The sequence below is a fragment of the Cyanobium sp. Candia 9D4 genome, from assembly GCF_024346155.1.
Lineage (GTDB): Bacteria > Cyanobacteriota > Cyanobacteriia > PCC-6307 > Cyanobiaceae > Cyanobium > Cyanobium minutissimum.
Map to the genome: position 1 here is coordinate 689,229 of NZ_JAGQCK010000002.1, position 20,039 is coordinate 709,267.

The 20,039-nt window shown below is 69.3% G+C and carries 20 protein-coding genes; 9 read left to right on the forward strand and 11 right to left on the reverse strand.

Going from position 1 to position 20,039, the window contains the following annotated elements; all coding sequences use genetic code 11:
• The first annotated feature begins 10 nt into the window (after positions 1–10).
• Together KBZ08_RS07900 and KBZ08_RS07905 are read left to right on the forward strand one after the other, a co-directional pair.
• Positions 11–1,000, forward strand: coding sequence for an NAD(+) kinase (locus KBZ08_RS07900; RefSeq protein ID WP_106219319.1), 990 nt, complete (start codon positions 11–13; stop codon positions 998–1,000).
• Positions 1,001–1,049: 49 nt separating this feature from the next.
• The gene (locus KBZ08_RS07905; RefSeq protein ID WP_254972315.1) at positions 1,050–1,574 is read left to right on the forward strand and encodes a CYTH domain-containing protein; all 525 of its coding nucleotides are present in this window, start codon (positions 1,050–1,052) and stop codon (positions 1,572–1,574) included.
• A gap of 39 nt (positions 1,575–1,613) precedes the next feature.
• Here the strand turns inward: KBZ08_RS07905 and KBZ08_RS07910 are convergent, their stop codons facing one another.
• Entirely contained in the window at positions 1,614–1,877 is a 264-nt protein-coding gene (locus KBZ08_RS07910) for a LuxR C-terminal-related transcriptional regulator (protein ID WP_106219317.1), read from the reverse strand.
• Between the two features lie 114 nt (positions 1,878–1,991).
• Here KBZ08_RS07910 and KBZ08_RS07915 point away from each other — a divergent pair, with 114 nt between their 5' ends.
• Entirely contained in the window at positions 1,992–2,948 is a 957-nt protein-coding gene (locus KBZ08_RS07915; protein WP_396103673.1) for a methylenetetrahydrofolate reductase, read from the forward strand.
• Here KBZ08_RS07915 and KBZ08_RS07920 read toward each other — a convergent pair.
• The 6 genes from KBZ08_RS07920 to KBZ08_RS07945 form a co-directional block, all read right to left on the reverse strand.
• Positions 2,883–4,064 carry an NDP-sugar synthase gene (locus KBZ08_RS07920; RefSeq protein ID WP_106219315.1) on the reverse strand — a complete coding sequence of 394 codons (1,182 nt, stop codon included), beginning with the start codon at positions 4,062–4,064 and terminating at the stop codon, positions 2,883–2,885. The genes KBZ08_RS07915 and KBZ08_RS07920 overlap by 66 nt on opposite strands.
• Before the next feature lie 47 nt (positions 4,065–4,111).
• On the reverse strand, positions 4,112–5,014 hold the full coding sequence (locus KBZ08_RS07925) for a segregation/condensation protein A (RefSeq protein ID WP_254972317.1): 903 nt from the start codon (positions 5,012–5,014) through the stop codon (positions 4,112–4,114).
• Between the two features lie 97 nt (positions 5,015–5,111).
• A complete protein-coding gene (locus KBZ08_RS07930) occupies positions 5,112–5,501 on the reverse strand; it encodes a lipopolysaccharide assembly protein LapA domain-containing protein (protein ID WP_106219313.1) in 390 nt (129 codons plus the stop codon).
• Positions 5,502–5,627: 126 nt separating this feature from the next.
• Positions 5,628–7,229, reverse strand: a complete 1,602-nt coding sequence (locus tag KBZ08_RS07935) for an NAD(P)H-quinone oxidoreductase subunit 4 (RefSeq protein WP_106219312.1) — start codon at positions 7,227–7,229, stop codon at positions 5,628–5,630.
• A gap of 86 nt (positions 7,230–7,315) precedes the next feature.
• Positions 7,316–9,328, reverse strand: coding sequence for an NAD(P)H-quinone oxidoreductase subunit 5 (locus KBZ08_RS07940; RefSeq protein ID WP_254972318.1), 2,013 nt, complete (start codon positions 9,326–9,328; stop codon positions 7,316–7,318).
• A gap of 97 nt (positions 9,329–9,425) precedes the next feature.
• Positions 9,426–10,178 carry an NnrU family protein gene (locus KBZ08_RS07945; protein ID WP_106219310.1) on the reverse strand — a complete coding sequence of 251 codons (753 nt, stop codon included), beginning with the start codon at positions 10,176–10,178 and terminating at the stop codon, positions 9,426–9,428.
• 118 nt (positions 10,179–10,296) lie between these two features.
• Here KBZ08_RS07945 and KBZ08_RS07950 point away from each other — a divergent pair, with 118 nt between their 5' ends.
• The gene (locus KBZ08_RS07950; RefSeq protein WP_106219309.1) at positions 10,297–11,298 is read left to right on the forward strand and encodes a LysR family transcriptional regulator; all 1,002 of its coding nucleotides are present in this window, start codon (positions 10,297–10,299) and stop codon (positions 11,296–11,298) included.
• On the opposite strand, the gene KBZ08_RS07955 is transcribed toward KBZ08_RS07950, so the two are convergent.
• Both KBZ08_RS07955 and KBZ08_RS07960 read right to left on the reverse strand, forming a co-directional pair.
• Complete coding sequence (locus tag KBZ08_RS07955; RefSeq protein WP_106219308.1) at positions 11,273–12,013, reverse strand: DUF3172 domain-containing protein; 741 nt, start codon at positions 12,011–12,013, stop codon at positions 11,273–11,275. The two genes, KBZ08_RS07950 and KBZ08_RS07955, sit on opposite strands and share 26 nt — an antisense overlap.
• Positions 12,010–12,357: an NAD(P)H-quinone oxidoreductase subunit M gene (locus tag KBZ08_RS07960; protein WP_106219307.1), complete on the reverse strand. Its 348-nt coding sequence runs from the start codon at positions 12,355–12,357 to the stop codon at positions 12,010–12,012. The genes KBZ08_RS07955 and KBZ08_RS07960 overlap by 4 nt, the downstream gene beginning before the upstream one ends.
• A 164-nt stretch (positions 12,358–12,521) precedes the next feature.
• Between KBZ08_RS07960 and pds the strand changes: the two genes are divergently transcribed.
• The 3 genes from pds to KBZ08_RS07975 are packed head-to-tail and all read left to right on the forward strand — an operon-like array spanning position 12,522 to position 16,476.
• Entirely contained in the window at positions 12,522–13,943 is a 1,422-nt protein-coding gene (pds, locus tag KBZ08_RS07965) for a 15-cis-phytoene desaturase (protein ID WP_254972319.1), read from the forward strand.
• A complete protein-coding gene (locus KBZ08_RS07970) occupies positions 13,940–14,869 on the forward strand; it encodes a phytoene synthase (RefSeq protein ID WP_396122385.1) in 930 nt (309 codons plus the stop codon). Before pds ends, KBZ08_RS07970 begins: the two co-directional genes overlap by 4 nt.
• Positions 14,866–16,476 (forward strand): TolC family protein, encoded by a 1,611-nt coding sequence (locus tag KBZ08_RS07975; protein ID WP_254972320.1) that lies wholly within the window; start codon positions 14,866–14,868, stop codon positions 16,474–16,476. The genes KBZ08_RS07970 and KBZ08_RS07975 overlap by 4 nt, the downstream gene beginning before the upstream one ends.
• On the opposite strand, the gene KBZ08_RS07980 is transcribed toward KBZ08_RS07975, so the two are convergent.
• A complete protein-coding gene (locus tag KBZ08_RS07980; RefSeq protein ID WP_254972363.1) occupies positions 16,367–17,833 on the reverse strand; it encodes a HAMP domain-containing protein in 1,467 nt (488 codons plus the stop codon). The two genes, KBZ08_RS07975 and KBZ08_RS07980, sit on opposite strands and share 110 nt — an antisense overlap.
• 143 nt (positions 17,834–17,976) lie before the next feature.
• Between KBZ08_RS07980 and KBZ08_RS07985 the strand changes: the two genes are divergently transcribed.
• Both KBZ08_RS07985 and KBZ08_RS07990 read left to right on the forward strand, forming a co-directional pair.
• On the forward strand, positions 17,977–18,741 hold the full coding sequence (locus KBZ08_RS07985) for a MinD/ParA family protein (protein ID WP_106219735.1): 765 nt from the start codon (positions 17,977–17,979) through the stop codon (positions 18,739–18,741).
• Complete coding sequence (locus tag KBZ08_RS07990; RefSeq protein WP_254972321.1) at positions 18,728–19,066, forward strand: hypothetical protein; 339 nt, start codon at positions 18,728–18,730, stop codon at positions 19,064–19,066. Before KBZ08_RS07985 ends, KBZ08_RS07990 begins: the two co-directional genes overlap by 14 nt.
• Here the strand turns inward: KBZ08_RS07990 and KBZ08_RS07995 are convergent.
• Entirely contained in the window at positions 19,057–20,019 is a 963-nt protein-coding gene (locus tag KBZ08_RS07995; RefSeq protein ID WP_254972322.1) for an alpha/beta fold hydrolase, read from the reverse strand. The genes KBZ08_RS07990 and KBZ08_RS07995 overlap by 10 nt on opposite strands.
• Positions 20,020–20,039: the final 20 nt, after the last annotated feature.

Here is a 20,039-nt window from a genome sequence, read left to right on the forward strand (position 1 = left end):
GAGTGCGCCCATGAGGCTTGAGAGGGTCTGGCTGATCCTGCGCAAGGGCAGCCAGGCGGCCCAGCGCCAGGCCCGCCGCTGCGCCCAGGACCTGCGCTCCCAGGGGACCCTCGTCACCACCGCCGTCAGCGGGCTGGGTCTGAACCCCTTCCCCGGACTCCTGGCCACCGAGGCTGAGCTGCCCGATCTGGCCGTCGTCCTCGGCGGTGACGGCACCGTGCTGGCCGCGGCCCGTCACCTGGCCAGCTACGGGGTGCCGGTGCTCAGCTTCAACGTCGGCGGCCACCTGGGCTTCCTCACCCATGAGCGGCGCCTGCTCCGGCTGCAGGGCGATGGGCATGGGGAGCCCGGCGGCCATGATCCGGACGACACCCTCTGGCAGCGGCTGCGGGACGATCGCTTCGCCATCGAACGGCGCATGATGCTGGAGGCCCGGGTCGACCGGGGCGATGGCGTGCCCCAGGAGGGGGACGGGGCCTCCGACGACGACCTCAGCGGGGTCGGCGATGGCCCCCACACGGCCCTCAACGACTTCTACTTCCGTCCCGCCCTCGACGAGCTCTCCCCCACCTGCATGCTCGAGCTCGAGATCGACGGGGAGGTGGTGGATCAGTACCGGGGCGATGGCCTGATCATCGCCACCCCCACCGGCTCCACGGGCTATGCCATGGCGGCCGGCGGTCCGATCCTCCACCCGGGGATCGAAGCGATCGTGGTCACGCCGATCTGCCCGATGAGTCTCTCCAGCCGGGCGGTGGTGGTGCCGCCCGGCTCCAGGCTGTCGGTGTGGCCCCTGGGGGAAACCAGCCGCCGGGTGAAGCTCTGGAAGGACGGAGCCCATGCCACCGTGCTGGAACCCGGGGATCGCTGCGTCCTGCAGCGGGGCCGCCATCCGGTGCTGATGCTCCAGCTCGAGCAGAGCCCCTCGTACTACAGCACCCTCACCCATAAGCTCCACTGGGCCGGCAGCCTCACCGCCGTCGAGCCGTCCCGCAACTGATCCGCGCCCATCCACGCCCCGACGCCCCCCCGACCACGCCCCCCTGACCATGGCCCTGGAAATCGAGCGCCGCTTCCTCGTCCATGGCGAGCAGTGGCGCCCCCATGTGCGGGGCGAGCACCTCATCCGCCAGGGGTATCTGGCCAGCGGTAGCGAGGGCCTCACCCTGCGGGTGCGGCTGGCCCGCCCCCCCGCCGGGCCCGTGGCGGCCTTCCTCACCCTCAAGCTGCCGGTCCCCGGCGAGTCCGTGACGCGGGAGGAGTACGAGTACGCGATTCCGGCCGCCGACGCCGAGGCCCTGCTGGAGCGCTGCGACCATCGGCTCGGCAAGACCCGCTTCGCGCTGGATCTGCCCGGGGGCGACTGGGTCCTGGATGTGTTCGAGGGCGCCAATGGGCCCCTGGTGGTGGCGGAGGTGGAACTGGAGCGCCCCGACCAGCCGGTGGCCGTTCCCCCCTGGTGCGCCAGGGAGATCACCGGCCGCGGCGAGCTCAGCAATGCCGCCCTGGCCCGCTGTCCCCTGGCACTGTGGCCCGAGGCCGACCGTCGGGCCCTGCTGGCCCAGCTCGACTGAGCCGGCGTCCCTGGGCCGGCACCGGGACGCCGTCGACGCTCAGCCCTTGCCGTTCCCGTCCTCGGTGGGCAGGGCGCAGCAGTTGAAGCCGTCACGGCAGATCTTGCCGTGGTCCATGGCCCAGTTCAGCAGGGCCACCCGGTTCTTGGCGCCGGTCTTGGTGAAGATGTTGCTGACGTGGTTGTCAACCGTGCGCTTGCTGATGGTGAGCTGGCCGGCGATCTCCAGGTTGGTCAGTCCGGTGGCCACCAGCTCGATGATCTCGAGCTCCCGCTCTGACAACTCGCTGCGTGGGTGGATCATGGGCCGCTCCAGGGACGGGGATGGGGACAGGGAGCTGGCAGCCGCCATGGACCTGCGCTCAGCCATCGGCTCCTCGGCGAGTGCTGATTCACTCTAGGCAGCGGCTGCTCCATGATGCCCCTGTCTTGGAGATGGCCGTTGCAGCTTCGACAGGCCCTGGCGGATGGTCGGTTCGCCGTGACGGCGGAGGTGACGCCGCCCCGGGGAGGCGATCCCGGTCGCACCCTCGAGGCGGCGACGGCGCTGCGGGGTCTGGTGCATGCGGTCAACGTCACCGATGGCAGCCGGGCCGTGATGCGGATGAGCAGCCTCGCCGTGTGCCGTCTGCTGCTGGAGGCCGGCATCGAGCCGGTGCTGCAGATGACCTGCCGCGACCGCAACCGCATCGCCCTGCAGGCCGATCTGCTCGGGGCCCATGCCCTCGGCATCCGCAACCTGCTCTGTCTCACCGGTGACCCGGTGAGGGCCGGCGATCAGCCCGGGGTCCGGGCGGTGAACGAGCTGGAGGCGGTGCGGCTGCTGCAGCTGGTCCGGGGCCTCAACGCCGGTGAGGATCCCGTCAAGGGGGAGTTGCCGGACGGGGCCACGGCCCTCTTCCCCGGCGCCGCCGCCGATCCCCAGTCGCCCAGCTGGAGCGGTCTGCTCTCCCGGGTGCGGCGCAAGCAGGAGGCGGGGGCCCGCTTCCTCCAGACCCAGATGGTGATGGATGCGGAGGCCCTGCGCCGCTTCGTGGGGGAGATCACCGGCCCCCTCGGACTGCCGGTGCTGGCCGGCGTGTTTCTGCTCAAGTCGGCCCGCAATGCCCAGTTCATCAATCGGGTCGTGCCGGGGGCCTGCATCCCCCAGGCCCTGATCGACCGGCTCGCCGGGGCGGCCGATCCGGCAGGGGAGGGGGTGGCGATCGCCGCCGAACAGGTGGCCACCTACCGCTCCATCGCCCAGGGGGTGCACCTGATGGCCATCAAGGCCGAACACCGCATTCCCCAGATCCTGCGGCTGGCGGGACTAGGGGGCGCCGCTGGCGGCGAGGTCGGTGCCCAGGAGCTCGGCCATGGCCTTCTGCTGCGGTGAGGGCGTGCCCACGTCCTGACGGCGGGAATCGGTGATCAGCCAGTCGAGGGCGGCCTCCTGGAGATCGAAGTGGTCGCCGTTGCGATCAACGCAGTAACGGCCGTAGACCAGCTTCTCGACGAGCTGCACCCCGGGGCCGATCCGGGAGTAGTCGAAGATGATCGAGTTGTCGATCGTGGCCCCTTCACAGATGTGGCAGCTCGGTCCGATCATGGCCGGCCCGATGATCGTGACGCCGTTCTCGATGCGGGTCATGCCGCCCACGAAGATCGGCCCCTCGACATGGATCTGGTCCCAGTCGGCCGCCACGTTGAGGCCGGCGTAGATCCCGGGGCGCACCTCCTTGCCGGGAATCTGCACCTGGCGCACGTCCCCCTGCAGGACGCTGCGGATCGCCTGCCAGTAATCCGGCACCTTGCCGATGTCGACCCACTCGAACTCCATGGGCAGGGCGTAGAAGGGGGCCCCGGACTCCACCAGCCTGGGGAACAGATCGGCGGCGATGTCGAAGGCTTCGCCGCTGGGGATGAAGTCGAGGACCTCCGGCTCGAAGATGTAGATGCCGGTGTTGATCATGTCGCTGGCGGCTTCTTCCACCGACGGCTTCTCCTGGAAGGACAGCACCCGCCCGGCTTCATCGGTCACCACCACCCCGTAACTGCTCACCTGGTCGCGGGGGACGCGCTTGGTGATCAGGCTGGCCATGGCCCCCTTCTCCCGATGGCGGCGCACGGCTTCAGAGAGATCGAGATCGATCAGGGCATCGCCGCAGAGCACCACGAAGGTGTCGTCGAAGAAGGCCTGGAAATCCTGGATCTTCTTCAGGCCGCCGGCCGAGCCCATGGCTTCGCCGATCAACTCCCCGTCCTTGATGCGCCCCTCGAAGCTGTAGGCGATCTGGACACCGAAACGCTGGCCGTCGCGGAAATAGTTTTCGATCTCCTCCGAAAGGTGGGAGACATTGACCATGATTTCGTTGAAGCCGTGCTCCCGGAGCAACTCGAGCAGAAACTCCATCACGGGTTTCTGGAGGATCGGGATCATCGGCTTGGGCGTTGTGTGCGTGATCGGACGCACCCGTGTTCCCTTGCCTGCCGCCAGGATCATCGCCTTCATCGGCGTCGTTTCAGGTCGGAGGTGAAAACCCAGCCTAAGGAGAAACCTCAGGCAGCCACTGCTTCCCGAGCCGGCCCCCTATCTGACCCCTGGCCTGGGAGCCGCGGCAGGCTCACCGCCTCCCCCCGCTCCTCACGGCGCCGCCGCAGGCTGAGGGGGCCGTAGAGGCCGCCGTCCTGGGCCAGTTCCACCTTGCCCTGGGAGGAGAGGAACAGCAGGGCCCAGAACACCCCCACCCGATCGCTGTCGAGATCGGCGTCCTCCGGCGAGCCGGGGCGGGGGCAGGCCAGGGCCTCCGCCCAGGCACCCACCAGGGCATCGAAGGCCACCCACTCGAGGGTCTCGGCGGTGGGTTCCCACTCCAGCAGGAAGCGGCTGAGGGCGGCGGTGGTCTCCGGCAGTTTCTCCCGGTGGGCCAGGGAGGCCACCTGGGCGATCGCCGCCCGCTCGCTGTAACGGCGGGCGCGGGGCCTGTGGCGCCCTTCCCCTCCCTCCTGCTCGAGCCGCTCGGCGATGTCCTCGAGCTGGCGGATCAGTTCCCCCAGGGTGACCGGGCGCTGCAGGGGGGGCGGCGCCACCGGCCGGCGCAGCAGGTGCCGTTCGGGCCGCCGCGGCAGGACCACGGCGGAGGGGTCCCAGCCATCGTCGTCCTCGGGGGCGAAGGAATCCTCCAGCAGCGGTTCGGGCGGGAAGGTGGCCGATTCCAGCAGTTCCGCCTTGAGCCCCACCAGCACCGAGGCGGCCAGGAAGGCCTCGCTGGACTCGGCCAGGTCCCGTTCGTAGCTGCCCCCGCCGGGGGCCAAGCGCCTGGGCAGCTCGATGCGCTGGCGCAGCTGGTCGAGGAAGCCGTCGACGACGGCGATCACATCCACGTCCCAGGGGTCGATGTCGCCCCGTTCGGCCGCGTCCTGGAGCAACCGGATGGCGAGTCTGGCGCCCGCTTCTGCCACGCGCGATGTCCTGCTCGGAGGGTGCCGTCCCTGGGCAAGCTACCGGCTGTGGCCCGTCGGCACCAGTCGCGGTGATGACCGAAGCGACCCCCAGGGTTCAGTCGACCGCCAGGGACATTCCCTCCTCCCCCCCGGCCGAGGACGGCGCCGAGCTCTCCCCGGCGGCCGGCAGCAGCCCCAGCTGGGCGTCCACGGTGGCCCGGTAGCGGCGCAGATCGTTTTCCAGTTCGCTGATGCGCACCTGCTGGGCCTCCACTTCGCCGGCGGTCTGCAGGGTTTCCACCTTCCGCACCACGCCGCTCCAGACGGCGTAGATCCAGGCGGCGGTGGCACCGAGACCGCCCACCACCAGCAGCAGGGCCGCCAGCGGCAGGGTGGTGCTCACCCCCGGCAGGAAATGCACCGTGGTGGCCGTGGTGTTCTCCAGGGTGAACATCACCGTGGCCAAGCCGAAGCTGAAGATCAGAAGGAAGTTGATCTGCCGCATGGAGACCCTCGCTGTGCGATGGAGGAGCGTAGGCATCCTCCCCGGAGGATGGCGCCATGGCCCCGGGCCTGCGCAGGGTTTCGTAACCGGCCCCGGAGCGGACCCCCGCCGTGGCGGGAACGGGCCTCAGCCGAGGGCCGGGGCGTGCAGCAGGGCCGGTGGGAGGCTGCCGAAGGCGCCGGTGGCCATCACCGCCGGGACCGGGGCGCGGCCCACCTTCACCAGGGCCACCGACTCCCGCTCCACCAGGGCCTCGATGGCGGCCCGGTAGCTGTCGGTGACCAGGCGCGGGTAGAGGCCGATGCCGATGATCGGCACCAGCAGGCAGGAGATCACGTAGATCTCCCGGGGCTCGGCGTCGACCAGGTGGGTGTGGGAGGCGAGCTCGGGGTTCTCCTTGCCGAAGAAGATCTCCCGCAGCATGGATAGCAGGTAGATGGGGGTGAGGATCACGCCGATGGCCGCCAGCACGGCGATGACGATGCGGAAGCTGAGGCTGTAGGCCTCGCTGGTGGCGAAGCCCACGAACACCATCAGCTCGGAGACGAAGCCGCTCATGCCCGGCAGGGCCAGGGAGGCCAGGGAGCAGACGGTCCAGAGGGCGAACATCTTGCGCATCTTCTGGCCCACGCCGCCCATCTCGTCGAGCTGGAGGGTGTGGGTGCGGTCGTAGGTGGCGCCCACCAGGAAGAACAGGCTGGCGCCGATCAGGCCATGGCTGATCATCTGCAGCATCGCGCCGCTGGTGCCCAGGGCGCTGAAGCTGCCGATGCCGATCAGCACGAAGCCCATGTGGCTGATCGAGCTGTAGGCGATCTTGCGCTTGAGGTTGCGCTGGGCGAAGGAGGTGAGGGCGGCGTAGATGATGTTCACCACCCCCAGGATCACCAGGAGGGGTGCGAACTGGACGTGGGCCTCCGGCAGGAGCTGCACGTTGAAGCGCAGCAGCGCGTAGCCCCCCATCTTGAGCAGGATGCCCGCCAGCAGCATGTGCACCGGCGCGGTGGCCTCACCGTGGGCATCGGGCAGCCAGGTATGCAGGGGCACCACCGGCAGCTTGACGCCGAAGGCGATCAGCAGGGCCGCGTAGCAGAGCACCTGGAAGCCGGTGCCGAACTCCTTGGCCGCCAGCACCGTGTACTCGAAGCTGGGGGCCCCGCCGCCGTAGAAGGCCATCGCCAGGCCGGCCAGGAGGATGAACAGGGAGCTGCCGGCGGTGTAGAGGATGAACTTGGTGGCGGCGTACTGGCGCTTCTTGCCGCCCCAGATGGCCAGCAGCAGGTACACCGGCAGCAGCTCCAGCTCCCAGGCCAGGAAGAAGAGCAGCATGTCCTGCACGGCGAAGACGGCGATCTGGCCGCCGTCCATGGCCAGGAGCAGGAAGTAGAAGAGCCTGGGCTTGAAGGTCACCGGCCAGGCCGCCAGGCAGGCCAAGGAGGTGATGAAGCTGGTGAGCAGGATCAGCGGCATCGAGAGGCCGTCGGCCCCCACCGACCAGGCCAGACCCAGATCAGGCAGCCACTGCACCCGCTCCACCAGCTGCAGGCCGGGATCGGCGGGGTCGTAGCCGCGCAGGTAGGCCCCCACGGTGACCAGGAAGGTGGTGAGGGCGACGCCGAGGGCGTACCAGCGGACCTGCCTGCCGTCGCCCTTGTCGGGCACGAAGGGGATCAGAAGCGCGGCACCGATCGGGAACAGAATCGCGGTGCTCAGCCAGGGAAAGGGCACAGAACGGTGCTGTCCATCTGGCCGGAGTGTAGAAATCCAGGCCTCCTACCCACCCTGCGGATGGGCGTTGTCACACACAGAAGGGCTCAGCCGAAGGCCCCGAACAGCAGCACCAGGCCGATGACGCCCCCGAAGACGATCAGGGCATAGAACTGGACCCGGCCGGTCTCGAAGTATTTGAGGCCCTCGCCGCTGCCCAGGGTGAGCAGGCCGGTGAGGTTCACCACCCCGTCCACCACCTTGGAGTCGACGTCGAGCACCTGGCGGGCCAGCCGGCGGCTGCCCTGGACGAACAGCTTGTCGTTGATGGCATCGAGATACCACTTGTTGGCCAGGAACCGGTTGATGGCCGGGAAGCGCCCCGCCACGGCGGTGCCGAGATCGATGCGGTGCAGGGCGTAGGCGAGCACCGCCAGGCCGATGCCGAGGCTGGAGATGGCCACTGAGGCGCCTGCCAGGGGCAGGAACTCACCCCAGCGGAAATGCTCGGCGGCCTCCATGGCCTCGGCGGGATCGACGAGCAGGCCGAAGCGGCTGTTCCAGGGGGTGCCCAGCAGGCCGATCAGCACCGAGGGGACCGCCAGCACCACCAGGGGAGCCGCCATCTGCCAGCCCGACTCGTGGGGATGGCTGGCGTGGTCGTGGTGGCCCTCCTCGGCGGATCCGCCGGCAGGCTGGCCCGCGGCGCTGAGCAGCTGGGCGCGGATGCCGGCGTCCTGGCCGCGGAAGGAGCCCTCGAAGGTGAGGAAATAGAGGCGGAACATGTAGAAGGCGGTCATCCCGGCGGTCAGGAAGCCCATGGCCCAGAGCAGCGGGAAGCTGTTGAAGGCCTGGCCGAGGATCTCGTCCTTGCTCCAGAAACCCGCCAGGGGGGGGATGCCGCTGATCGCAATGCAGCCGATCAGGAAGGTGGCCGAGGTGATCGGCATGTACTGGCGCAGCCCTCCCATCAGGCGCATGTCCTGGGCCAGCACCGGTTCATGGCCCACCACCTCCTCCATGGCGTGGATCACCGAGCCGGAGCCCAGAAACAGCATCGCCTTGAAGAAGGCGTGGGTGACCAGGTGGAACATGCCGGCCACCGGGGCGCCGCAGCCCATGGCCAGCATCATGTAGCCGAGCTGGGAGACGGTGCTGTAGGCCAGCCCCTTCTTCAGATCCATCTGGGTGAGGGCAATGGTGGCCCCCAGAAACAGGGTGATGGTGCCGATCACGGCGATCACCAGCTGCACCTGCGGAAAGGGCTCGTAGACCGGCTGGAGACGGGCCACCAGGAAGACGCCGGCCGCCACCATCGTGGCGGCGTGGATCAGGGCCGAGATGGGGGTGGGGCCCTCCATGGCGTCGGGCAGCCACACGTGCAGGGGGAACTGGGCCGACTTGGCCATCGGGCCCATGAACACCAGCAGGCAGAGCAGCACCGCCACTCCGGTGGGCAGGCCACCGCCGGCCACGGCCGCCGAGAGCCGCTCACCGATCTCCTCGAAGCCGAAGCTGCCGGTGGCCCAGAACAGGCCGAGGATTCCCAGCAGCAGGCCGAAGTCGCCGACCCGGTTGACCACGAAGGCCTTCTGGGCGGCATTGGCGGCGGCGTCGCGGTCGTACCAGAAGCCCACCAGCAGGTAGGAGCACATGCCCACCAGCTCCCAGAACACGTAGATCTCGAGCAGGTTGGGACTGATCACCAGCCCCAGCATCGAGCTGCTGAACAGGGCCAGGTAGGTGAAGAAGCGGACATAGCCCTTGTCGTGGGCCATGTAGCCGTCGGAATAGACCATCACCAGCAGGGCGATGGTGGTGACCAGCGACAGCATCACCGCCCCGAGGGCGTCGACGCGGAAGCCCATCTGCAGGTGGAAGGTGCCGGCGCCGGCCCAGTCGAACAGGACCTCGGTGGCCCCGGCTCCAGCCAGCTGTTCGGCCAGGATCGCGAAGCTCAGCACCGCGGCCATGCCGACGGTGGTGATCAGCAGCAGCGCCACCGGCTTGCGCAGGCGGTTGACGGTGCGGTTGAAGGTGATCAGCCCCAGGCCGGTGAGGCAGGCCCCCAGCAGGGGCAGCACCGGGATCAGCCAGGCAAGTTCGGAAGCGGCGGGCATCCTGGGGGCTCTGTTGGCGCGAGTTTAGGCAGGCCCGTCGGCCTGGCCCCGGCTCTGTGGGGGCCTGCCCATCGACCCCCGCCGGCCGCTGGCGGCCTCAGCCCAGCCAGTGGGCGAGGCCCGTGCGCGAGAAGGTGGTGGCGCCGAGGCCGATCCAGCGGTGGGCCCACCAGAGGACGCCGATGGCGATGGCGATGCCCAGCTGGGAGGGCCGCAGGAATTCCGCCAACACCAGCGTCTGGCGGCCGTCCAGCACGGCGGCGAAGGGCAGCACCGAGGTGGAGGCCCGCAGCTCCTCGAAGGCGGCCCCGAAGCGGTTGCGCAGGCGCCGGTCCCCGTTCCAGACGGCGAACAGGTGGTGGCCGATCAGCCCCACGCAGGCCACCAGGGTGAAGCTGGTGCCGATCCAGAGCAGGTGGGTGGCACACCAGAGCACCTGGCCCACGGCCTGGGGATGGCGACTCACCCGGATGATCCCCGTGGCGTAGAGCCGCACCTGGGGCTTGAGCACGGCCGGGATCTCCAGCAGGTTGTAGGTGGCCGGATAGAGAAACAGGAAGCTGATGGCCGTGCCGGTCCAGACCACCGGCACCACCCAGGGCTGGTCCTGCAGGTTCCAGAGCCGGACCCCGTCGTAGCGGTGGGCGAGGAAGTAGCCGACCACCACCACCGCCGAGGGGATGCTGAGGCCGGCGAACAGCAGGCGCCAGAGACGGGCCCCGATCCGCTCCTCCCCCCAGGCCCGCAGGGAGGCCCCGCCGCTGTGGATCAGGGCGAAGACCACCAGCAGGGCCAGCATGACCACGCTGCTGTGCTGCGGACCCGCCGGAACCAGGGGGAGCGAGGGCATGGTGAGCGGCGGCCGGTGGCGGATGTGACAGGGCGATTCTTGCCACCGGGAGAGCCCCCTAGAGTTCCGCACGGCCTGCCGGCTCCGGCGAACGGTCCCCCCGCGGCCTCCCCGACCCATGGCAGATCTGCCTTTCACCCTCGACCAGCTGCGCATCCTGCGCGCCATCGCCAGTGAGGGCAGCTTCAAGAAGGCGGCCGACAGCCTCTACGTCACCCAGCCGGCGGTGAGCCTGCAGATCCAGAACCTGGAGAAGCAGCTCGATGTCTCCCTGTTCGACCGCGGCGGCCGCAAGGCCCAGCTCACCGAAGCCGGCCACCTGCTGCTCAGCTATTGCGACCGGATCCTGAGCCAGTGCCAGGAGGCCTGCCGGGCCCTCGACGATCTCCACAACCTGCGCGGCGGCTCCCTGGTGGTGGGGGCGAGCCAGACGACGGGCACCTATCTGATGCCCCGGATGATCGGCCTGTTCCGCCAGAAGTACCCGGACGTGGCGGTGCAGCTCCAGGTGCACAGCACCCGCCGCACCGGCTGGAGCGTGGCCAACGGCCAGATCGACCTGGCGATCATCGGTGGCGAACTGCCGGCGGATCTCAACGACCTGCTGCAGGTGGTGCCCTACGCCAACGACGAACTGGCCCTGGTGCTGCCCCCCAAGCACCCCCTCTCCCGCCTGCCCGAGCTCACCAAGGACGACCTCTACCGCCTCGGCTTCGTCTGCCTCGATGCCCAGTCCACCACCCGCAAGATGGTGGACCAGCTGCTCAGCCGCTCCAAACTCGACGTGCAGCGGCTCAAGATCGAGATGGAGCTGAACTCCTTCGAGGCCATCAAGAACGCCGTCCAGGCGGGGCTGGGGGCGGCGTTCCTGCCGGTGGTGTCGATCGAGCGGGAGCTGGCCGCCGGCACCCTGCACCGCCCCCAGGTGGCCGACCTGATGGTGCGGCGCCAGCTCAAACTCATCACCCACCCGGCCCGCTACTGCTCGCGGGCCGCCGACGCCTTCCGCCGCGAGGTGCTGCCGGTGTTCGCCAGCCCGGACAGCCCCCTGCGTCAGGTGCAGACCACGCCGGGGCTGGCCGAGCGGAACGGCGTCAGAACTGATCGGCCTCCGGTGTGATGCCGACGGCGTCGTCGGCGGCGCCGGCCACACCCCGGGTCTGGAACTTGTTGCCCGAGATGTCGGTCTGGTAGACGCAGCGCACGATCGGCTTGTCGCGCACCGAGCCGATGTAGGCGAAGGTGTTCATGCGCTGCTTGCACTGGCGCATCTGCTCGGCCGTCACCGCCCCCTCCTTCTGCAGCACCGACCAGTTCTCCCGGCGGATGACGCAGCCGGGCTGGAGCGTGGGCTGGGTCACGAAGCTGCTGCTCGGGTTCATCGTGGTGTACAGCTCGATGTCCATCACGAAGGCGCTGGCGCCCCACTGCTTGCAGAACTCGGGGTCGGGCACCGCCATGTCGAGCTGCTGGGCGCTGGCGATGTTGCCCTGGTTCCCCTGGGTGGTGCTGGTCACGGCGCTGCCGATGCCGATGCCCACCACCAGCACGCCCGCCAGCACTGCCACCGTGGCCACGTTCAGCTGGATGTTCGGACCACCCCCGGAGGGGCCACCGCCGTTGCCGGCGGGGGGCCGGCCGCCGCCGCCGTTGCTGCCGCGGCGGCCCGGGGTGCCGTAGCGGGGGTCCTCCCGGCCGCCATAGCCGGTGGCGAAGCGATCGCTCCGGTCGTCGTAGCGGTCGGAGCGGCGGTCGGTGCGCGGGTCGTAGCGGTCGGGTCGGGGCGCGTAGCCGCCCGGTTCGGGCCGGCCGGCGCTGCTGCGGGAGCGGGTCACAGGGTTTCGGGGCTGCGGGGCAGGCCCATCGAGTAATTGAGCACCCGGGCCTCGGGGTTGTAGCTCACGTCACCGGCCTGGAGCATCTGACGCACCAGACCCTCCAGCTCGGAGCCGATGCGGCGCAGGCTGTAGTCGCTCAGTTCCTGGCCGGCCTGGGCCGCCACCAGCTCCCGGAAGCGGGCGCGCACCTTCTCAAGGGCCGCCTCGTCCCAGAGGAACTCGTTGTCGGGATCGATGTCGAGGGTGAGCTGGTCCGGGTCCGGGATGAGGTCGTCGTTCTCGACGCGCGCCGTGAACAGCCGGATGTGGCGGGTGGTGGACTTGAGCAGCGTCTCGACCATGGGCTCGGCCTCGGGGGCAGGGATCGGGAGAAGGGGGTGGCACCCGTTGAGTGCTGCCCTGACTTTAGGTAGGTCGGCGGCCGTTTCCGTCGGCGCCTCCCCCCGGCGCCGGTCACCCCTGCCCGGGGAGGCCCGATAAGGTTGCTGCTGATCTCGGGTACGACATGCGGGTTGTCATCGCCGGGGCCGGTCTGGCCGGCCTGTCCTGCGCCAAATACCTCTGCGACGCCGGCCACACCCCGATCGTGCTCGAAGCCAGAGATGTGCTGGGCGGCAAGGTGGCGGCCTGGCAGGACGACGACGGAGACTGGTACGAAACCGGCCTGCACATCTTCTTCGGCGCCTATCGCAACATGCGCCAACTCTTTGCCGAACTGGACATCGAGGATCGCCTGCAGTGGAAATCCCACTCGATGATCTTCAACCAGAAGGAAGTGCCCGGCACCTACAGCCGCTTCGATTTCCCTGATCTGCCGGCGCCGCTGAACGGGGTGGCCGCGATCCTGGGGAACAACGACATGCTGACCTGGCCGGAGAAGATCGCCTTCGGCCTCGGTCTGGTGCCGGCCATGCTGCGCGGCCAGGCCTATGTGGAGGAATGCGACAAGTACAGCTGGAGCGAATGGCTGCGGATTCACAATATCCCCGAGCGCGTCAACGATGAAGTCTTTCTCGCCATGAGCAAGGCGCTCAACTTCATCAACCCCGAGGAGATCTCCAGCACGGTGGTGCTCACCGCCCTCAACCGCTTCCTCCAGGAGACGGACGGCTCCAAAATGGCCTTCCTCGACGGCAATCCGCCGGAGCGGCTCTGCCAGCCGATGGTCGATTACATCGAGGCCCGGGGCGGTGAGGTCCACCTGGAGTCCCCACTCCGGGAGATCCGCATCGACAAGGACGGCGCCGTGACCGGCTTCCGCATCGGCGGCATCAAGGGGCGGCCCGAGAGGGAGATCCAGGCTGACGCCTATGTGAGCGCCATGCCCGTCGATCCGCTCAAGCTGCTGCTGCCGGAGCCCTGGAAGCAGCTGCCCTACTTCCGCAAGCTCGAGGGCCTGCGGGGGGTGCCGGTGATCAACATCCATCTCTGGTTCGATCGCAAGCTCACGGACATCGACCACCTGCTATTCAGCCGCTCCGACCTGCTCAGCGTCTATGCCGACATGAGCAACACCTGCCGGGAGTATGCGGATCCCGACCGCTCCATGCTGGAGCTGGTCTTCGCCCCGGCCGCCGACTGGATCGGTCGCCCCGATGCGGAGATCGTGGCCGCCACCATGGAGGAGCTCAAGCGTCTGTTCCCCATCCACTTCACCGGTGACTCCCCGGCCGTGCTGCGCAAGTCGGTGGTCGTCAAGACCCCCCTCTCCGTCTACAAGACGGTGCCGGGCTGCCAGCAGCTGCGGCCCTCCCAGGACTCCCCCATCCCGAACTTCTTCCTGGCCGGCTGCTTCACCATGCAGCGCTACCTGGCCTCGATGGAGGGGGCGGTGCTGAGCGGCAAGCTCTGTGCCGCCGCCGTCGACGCCCACCTCTGCGGCAGCGACCAGGGTCCGGCCCCCGCCCAGAGCCTGGCGACGGTGTGAGTGTGCTGGCCCTGCTGCCCCTCGACCACGCCTCCGATCTGGAGGAGGCCTACGAATCCTGCCGACAGGAGACGGCGCAGTGGGCCAAGACCTTCTACCTCGGCACGATGCTGCTGCCGCCGGCCAAGCGCCGGGCCATCTGGGCGATCTACGTCTGGTGCCGCCGCACCGACGAACTGATGGACAGCGCCCAGGCCCAGACGCTGTCGGCCGAGGTGCTGCTGGAGCGACTCGATGCCTGGGAGGAGCGCACCCGCGCCCTGTTCGCCGGCCATGCCGTCGATGGTCTCGACCGGGTGATGCTGGACACGATCGAGCGCTTCCCCCAGCCCCTGCAGGCCTACCTCGACATGATCGAGGGGCAGCGGATGGATGTGCTGCGCGACCGCTACGCCAGCTTCTCCGATCTCCAGCTCTACTGCTACCGGGTGGCGGGTACGGTGGGTCTGATGACCCAGGAGGTGATGGGGGTCGATGCGGCCTACACCTCCGCCCCCTGGAGCGAGCGGCCCGACACCTCGGAAGCGGCTGTGGCCCTGGGCATCGCCAACCAGCTCACCAACATCCTGCGGGATGTGGGTGAGGACCGCGGCCGCGGTCGCATCTATCTGCCCCAGGAGGATCTCGACCGCTTCGGTTACTCCGAAGCCGATCTGATGGCCGGACGGCTCAATGAGAACTGGCAGGCGCTGATGCGGTTCCAGCTGGAGAGGGCCCGGGACTGGTTCAACCGCTCGGAGGCCGGGGTGCGCTGGCTGGCTCCGGATGCCCGCTGGCCGGTGTGGGCATCGCTGCGGCTGTATCGGGGGATCCTTGATGTCATCGAGAGGTTGGATTATGACGTCTTCAATCACCGCGCCTTCGTGCCCCGGGTCGGCAAATTGCTGGATCTCCCCCTCTCCTATGTGATCGCCCAGACGCGATGAAGCGGCGCCCCATCCGCCAGGCCCTCCGCCTCAGCCTCTGCCGCACCCTCTCCGCCGCCGTCGCTAACGCCATCAGCGCCGGGCTGGCGTTGCCGGGCGTGGCCCTGGCCCAGTCCCTGCCCGCCACCGTCAGTCCGCCCGAGGTGAAGGCCGTGGAGGGCCTGGGGGCCGGCTGGCCCGGCCCGATGCCCACCGGTGACCGTCTCCCCCCCCTGCCGCCCGAACTCCTGGGGGCCCTGACCATGGAGCAGGCGACGGCCTGGGCGGTCGATCGCAATCCCGTGGTGCGCTCCGCCTATCAGTCGTTGGTGGCGACCCAGAACAGCCTCGGCGCCGCCTACGCCAGCTGGTGGCCGACCCTCAACCTCAGCCTCAACGGCGGGCCCTACGCCTCCAAGACCTTCTACAACTACCCCTTCAGCGCCTCCGCGGGCTTCCCCATCTCGGGCTCCGGTCTCAGCAGTGAGCGGGTGTTCGAGGCCAGCTACTTCCAGGCGATCGGTCAGATCGATACCACCTGGAACCTGATCGATCCCACCCGGTCGGCCACGATCTGGCAGAGCAAGTACCTGGTCCGCCAGGCGGCCGACACCTATGTGATCACCCGCCGCGACCAGCGCCTCAAGACCCAGTCGGCCTACATCGACCTGCAGCGGGCCCTGGCCGCCGTCCAGACCGGCCGCCAGATCGTCGAGAACGACGAGCTTCTCTACCGTCTCGCCCAGACCCGGGTTCAGATGGGGGTGGCCTCCCGGCTGGAGGTCTTCAAGCAGCAGACCGTTCTGCTGGCCGATCGCCAGGCCCTGCTGGCCGCCGAGCAGCAGGTGGAGACAGCACGGGCCAACCTCGCCGAGCTGCTGGCCACCCCCAGTCCCGAGGCCCTCACGCCCGCCACGCCCTTCGCGCCCCTCGGTGCCTGGGGCCATTCCCTCGACGACTCGATGACGGCGAGCCTTGCCTACCGCAAGGTGCTGGAGCAGCAGCTGCTGGCCGTCAAGACGAACGAGGCCCAGGCCCAGATCTACCTGGCCACCTACCGCCCCACCCTGCAGCTGATCACGTCCCTCTACTGGACGAAAGGGGTGGGTTATCTCAACCAGGGCCCGCCGTTCGTGCCCAATGCCCGCTCCGACGAATGGAACGGATCGGCCCTGCTGCAGCTGACGTTCACGGGTTTCGACGGCGGCCAGGCCCGCATGAACGCCGCCGCCGCCCGCCGTCAGGCGGCGGCCGCCGCCGAGACCTACAGCGCCACCCTCCTGAAGGTGCGCAGCGAGGTCCAGTCCCTGGTGGCCCAGGCCCGCTCCGGCCGCAGCATCGTGCTGGCCGGCGCCGAACGGGTCAAGGCGGCCAATGGGGCGTTGCGCCTCCAGACCCTGCGCTTCAACGCCGGCTACGGCACGATCACCGATGTGGTGCAGGCCCAGCAGGAGATCAGCCAGGCGGTGAGCTCCTACATCCAGAACCTGGCCACCTACAACGACACCCTGGTGCAGCTCAGCCGCTCGAGCGGCCTGCCGGTTCAGCCCGATCCCGACCTTCTCCAGGCGGTGGGCGATCCCCTGCAGACCCTGCGTCTGCCGACGCGGATGGCCCAGATGCGCTGATCTGCTCCAGCCGCCTCTGGCGCATGGCCCGGGCCCGAGCACTGAGCTGCTCGAAGCCCGGGTCGTTGAGGATCGAGCAGACCTGACCCTGCAGCTCGCTGGCGTTGATGTTGATCTCCATCTGCCGGATCTGGTCCCGCAGGGAGTTTTCCCGGTCGGCCACGGCCCCCGACATCCGGTTGAAGGCCCGCACCAGCCGGCCGATGGCGTCGTCCGCCGGGTAGGTGAGGGCCTGATGATCCTTGCCGTCGGCGATGGCATCGGCGGCGGTCGCCAGCTCCCGCAGCTCCCGCCGGATGCCGCGCGCGATCAGCCAGGCGGCGACGCCACTGGCGCTGATCAGGATCAGGGTGAGGACCACCAGGCGGCGGACCATCTCGTCCTTGGCCTCCTGCATCGGCAGGAGGGCATCCGCCAGGGCCTCCTCCTCCACGGACACGACCGCCAGCCAGTTCCACTCCGGGAAGGCGGCGATGTAGAGGTGCTGCAGCACCGGGGTGGTGGAACCCGGGGGGCGCACCATGGCCTTGCGCTCGAAGGGCTCGCTATGGCCCAGGGTGCGTGGATCGGGAATGCCGCCGTTCTGCCGCAGGGCCAGGGCCAGGTCGATGCAGGCCTGGGTGTCCTGGGTCTGGTAGCTGCAGTACAGCCCTCCGGTGGGGGTGATGCCGAAGAAGGCCGCCTGGTGGGTCTCGGCGGGGAAGAGGCTGGAGCCGGCGGCGAGGAGCTTGGAGGCGGCCTGGGTGCTGACGTCCACCAGCAGGGCCAGGTGGCCTTCGCCGGGCTGGCGACCCGAAAGGACGGTCAGCCGGGCCATCCGCCATTCCCCATCCAGCTGCAGCATGGCGCTGCGACTCATCTCCGCGGCCGGAGCGCCCTTGAAGAGGTGTTCGAAGTCGTCCACCGTGGCGGGCATGGCCGGTGCGCCGGGTTCCAGGGCCAGGCCCTGGCTGGTGATGCCCGTGAGCCGGCGCCAGGTGCCGCTGGGGTCGCGGTAGTAGACGGCGGCCCGCTCCCGCAGCAGGGCCAGGGGCAGCCGCAGTTGATTGTTCAGCAGGGCGGGGGCCTGGTCCCGCGTCAGGGGCCGGCCCTTCCAGGACAGGCGGCCTTCGGTGTCCATCCGCAACGGCGCCAGGGCCCTGCGCAGATCCTTGGAGTCCTCACGGATGACCCGGCTGAACTCCTCGGCCGACTTCCGGATGATGGAGGTGGTGACCGCCAGGGAGGAGAGGTTGTCGTGGTCGAACATGGTGCTGATCTCGATCCGGGCCTTCTGGGCCAGGCGGATCGAGCCGATGGTGGCGAGCGCCAGGAAGATCGCCAGGCTCACGAGCGGGCCGCTGATCCCCAGGATCATCAGCCGCACGGAGAGGCGCAGGGGTCGCCCCTTCCTCGCTCCCGCGGTTCTTTGTGGCTGTCCGGCGAGCCGTTGGCGAATCGTCAAAAGGGCCTGCAACGCCATGCCTATGATTTTCCCACGTCCGTGAGATGGATCGCTTCATGACCAGGATCCTTTCCGTCCATTCCTTTCGCGGTGGAACGGGAAAATCCAACCTCTCGGCGAACCTTGCGGCCGCTTTCGCAGCCCGAGGGCTCAGGGTCGGCGTCTTCGACACCGATCTTGCTTCACCAGGAATCCATGTGCTGTTCGGGTTCACGGCAGGGCCGCAATCCCATACGCTCAATGATCACCTTCAGGGCTCGATTCCAATTGAAAAGTGCTCCTATGACGTCACACCTGCCTCGCTGGCAGGTGGGAAGGGGCGCATCATTCTGGTGCCAGCCGCCATGGAGGGCGATCGGATCGCCCGGCTGCTGCGGGAAGGCTATGAAGTCGAGCGGCTCAACGATGCCCTGTTCAGCCTGGGCCAGAGCCAGCGGCTGGATCTGCTGATCGTGGACACCCACCCCGGGATCAACGAGGAGACCCTGCTGTCCACCGCCATCTCCGATTGCCTGGTGATGGTGATGCGCCCCGATCAGCAGGACTACCTCGGCACGGCCGTGGCGATCGAGGTGGCCCAGAGACTGATGGTGCCGGAAGCCCGCCTCGTGGTGAACAAGCTGCCGGCCCATTTCGATGCCGAACAGGTGCGCGCCCGGGTGGCCCAGAGCTACGGCATTCCGGTCGGAGCGATCCTGCCCCTCAGTGATGACCTGCTCACCATCGCCAGTGGCAGCCTGGCCCTGGTGGATGTCCCCTCCCACCCCTGGAGCACCGGCGTGACCCAGCTCGCTGCCGACCTTGCCGATGCGCTCCTCTGAGCCCGCCAACGACAAGGACACCGACGCCGGCGCCGCCGGTGACGGCCCGCTGCCCCCGGCCCCGCCGGAGGGCCCCCTGACCATGGCCCGGCTGGTGGCCCTTGAGCCCGCCACGCTGCGCCGATTGCTGACCACGGGCCTGCGGGCCGGTCTGACGGAGGCCGAGCTCGACGCCGGCTGTGCGGCGGCGGCCACCCCCGGCCAGGCTCCCGCCGACCTGCGGGCCCTTCTGCAGCAGTGGGGCTGGCTGGCCTGGGATCCCGACCGTCAGCGCTGGCGCACCCGGCTGGGCGCCACCACACCGTCGGCGCCGCCTCAGGTCTGATCCGCCAGGGCCAGCCATTCCTCCAGCACCGGGTTCACCAGAGAGGGATTTTCGTCGTGGGGGCAGTGGCCGAGGCCGCTCAGGATGCGCAGGTCGCGGACGGCGGCGAAGGCCCCCGCCCAGCGCCGGGCCTCGGCCACCGGCTCCCACGGATCCTGCTCCCCCCAGAGCAGCCGGACCGGGCCGGGCAGTTCCGCCAGCAGGTCCGGGGCGAGGCGGTCGCGGAAGAGGTTGATGAAGCCCCGGAAGCTCTCCTCGGCGCCGGGGCTGCGGGCCGGGGTCAGCAGCAGCTGCACCAGCTGATCATCGATGCCAGCGCCGGAGGGGTAGGCGGCGCCCAGCACCCGGCGGATCACACCGGGGTTGGCCACCCAGCGGAACAGGCGGCCCGTGAGCCAGCGCTGGCGCACCAGGCGCTTGAGCAGGGGCCGGCCGATCCGGCGCAGCGGTGGCTGCTCGCTTAGGCGGCGGTCGTCGAGGCTGCGCTGGGCGCAGTCGATCAGGATCACCTGGCGGGCGTCGTCCCCGAGCCTGGCGGCGGCGGCCAGGGCCACGACGCCCCCGATCGAATTGCCCACCAGCTGGACCGGCGTGCCGATCACCTCCCGCACGAAGGCGGCCACCTGGTCGGCCCACAGGTCGATGCCGTAGCGCAGCGCCAGCCCGTCCTCCGGCTCATCCTCGAGCCGGGAGGGGGGTTTGCTGCTGGCCCCGAAACCCACCAGGTCGATGGCGTACACCGGGCGTCCGCCGGCCAGCGCCGGCAGATTGTGGCGCCAGTGCTCCTTGCAGGCACCGAAGCCGTGGATCAGCAGCGCGGGCAGCGCCCCGCTCCCCTCCGGGCCCACCGATGGGTGGGCCACATAGCTGATGGTCTGGCCCTGCCACGACCAGGTGCCCAGCCAGTTCGTTGGGAAAACCGTGCCGCCGTCGGCCAGGGGTGTCACGGGCATGGGGCCTGACGATGGGGGAC

Coding starts and splice junctions, on each gene's coding strand:
- KBZ08_RS07920 (WP_106219315.1), bottom strand. CDS start 4,064: ATGAAGGCGATGATCCTGGCGGCAGGCAAGGGAACACGGGTGCGTCCG.
- KBZ08_RS07915 (WP_396103673.1), top strand. CDS start 1,992: ATGCCCCTGTCTTGGAGATGGCCGTTGCAGCTTCGACAGGCCCTGGCG.
- pds (WP_254972319.1), top strand. CDS start 12,522: ATGCGGGTTGTCATCGCCGGGGCCGGTCTGGCCGGCCTGTCCTGCGCC.
- KBZ08_RS07975 (WP_254972320.1), top strand. CDS start 14,866: ATGAAGCGGCGCCCCATCCGCCAGGCCCTCCGCCTCAGCCTCTGCCGC.
- KBZ08_RS07950 (WP_106219309.1), top strand. CDS start 10,297: ATGGCAGATCTGCCTTTCACCCTCGACCAGCTGCGCATCCTGCGCGCC.
- KBZ08_RS07995 (WP_254972322.1), bottom strand. CDS start 20,019: ATGCCCGTGACACCCCTGGCCGACGGCGGCACGGTTTTCCCAACGAAC.
- KBZ08_RS07910 (WP_106219317.1), bottom strand. CDS start 1,877: ATGATCCACCCACGCAGCGAGTTGTCAGAGCGGGAGCTCGAGATCATC.
- KBZ08_RS07990 (WP_254972321.1), top strand. CDS start 18,728: ATGCGCTCCTCTGAGCCCGCCAACGACAAGGACACCGACGCCGGCGCC.
- KBZ08_RS07930 (WP_106219313.1), bottom strand. CDS start 5,501: ATGCGGCAGATCAACTTCCTTCTGATCTTCAGCTTCGGCTTGGCCACG.
- KBZ08_RS07900 (WP_106219319.1), top strand. CDS start 11: ATGAGGCTTGAGAGGGTCTGGCTGATCCTGCGCAAGGGCAGCCAGGCG.
- KBZ08_RS07980 (WP_254972363.1), bottom strand. CDS start 17,833: ATGATCCTGGGGATCAGCGGCCCGCTCGTGAGCCTGGCGATCTTCCTG.
- KBZ08_RS07985 (WP_106219735.1), top strand. CDS start 17,977: ATGACCAGGATCCTTTCCGTCCATTCCTTTCGCGGTGGAACGGGAAAA.
- KBZ08_RS07960 (WP_106219307.1), bottom strand. CDS start 12,357: ATGGTCGAGACGCTGCTCAAGTCCACCACCCGCCACATCCGGCTGTTC.
- KBZ08_RS07905 (WP_254972315.1), top strand. CDS start 1,050: ATGGCCCTGGAAATCGAGCGCCGCTTCCTCGTCCATGGCGAGCAGTGG.
- KBZ08_RS07945 (WP_106219310.1), bottom strand. CDS start 10,178: ATGCCCTCGCTCCCCCTGGTTCCGGCGGGTCCGCAGCACAGCAGCGTG.
- KBZ08_RS07940 (WP_254972318.1), bottom strand. CDS start 9,328: ATGCCCGCCGCTTCCGAACTTGCCTGGCTGATCCCGGTGCTGCCCCTG.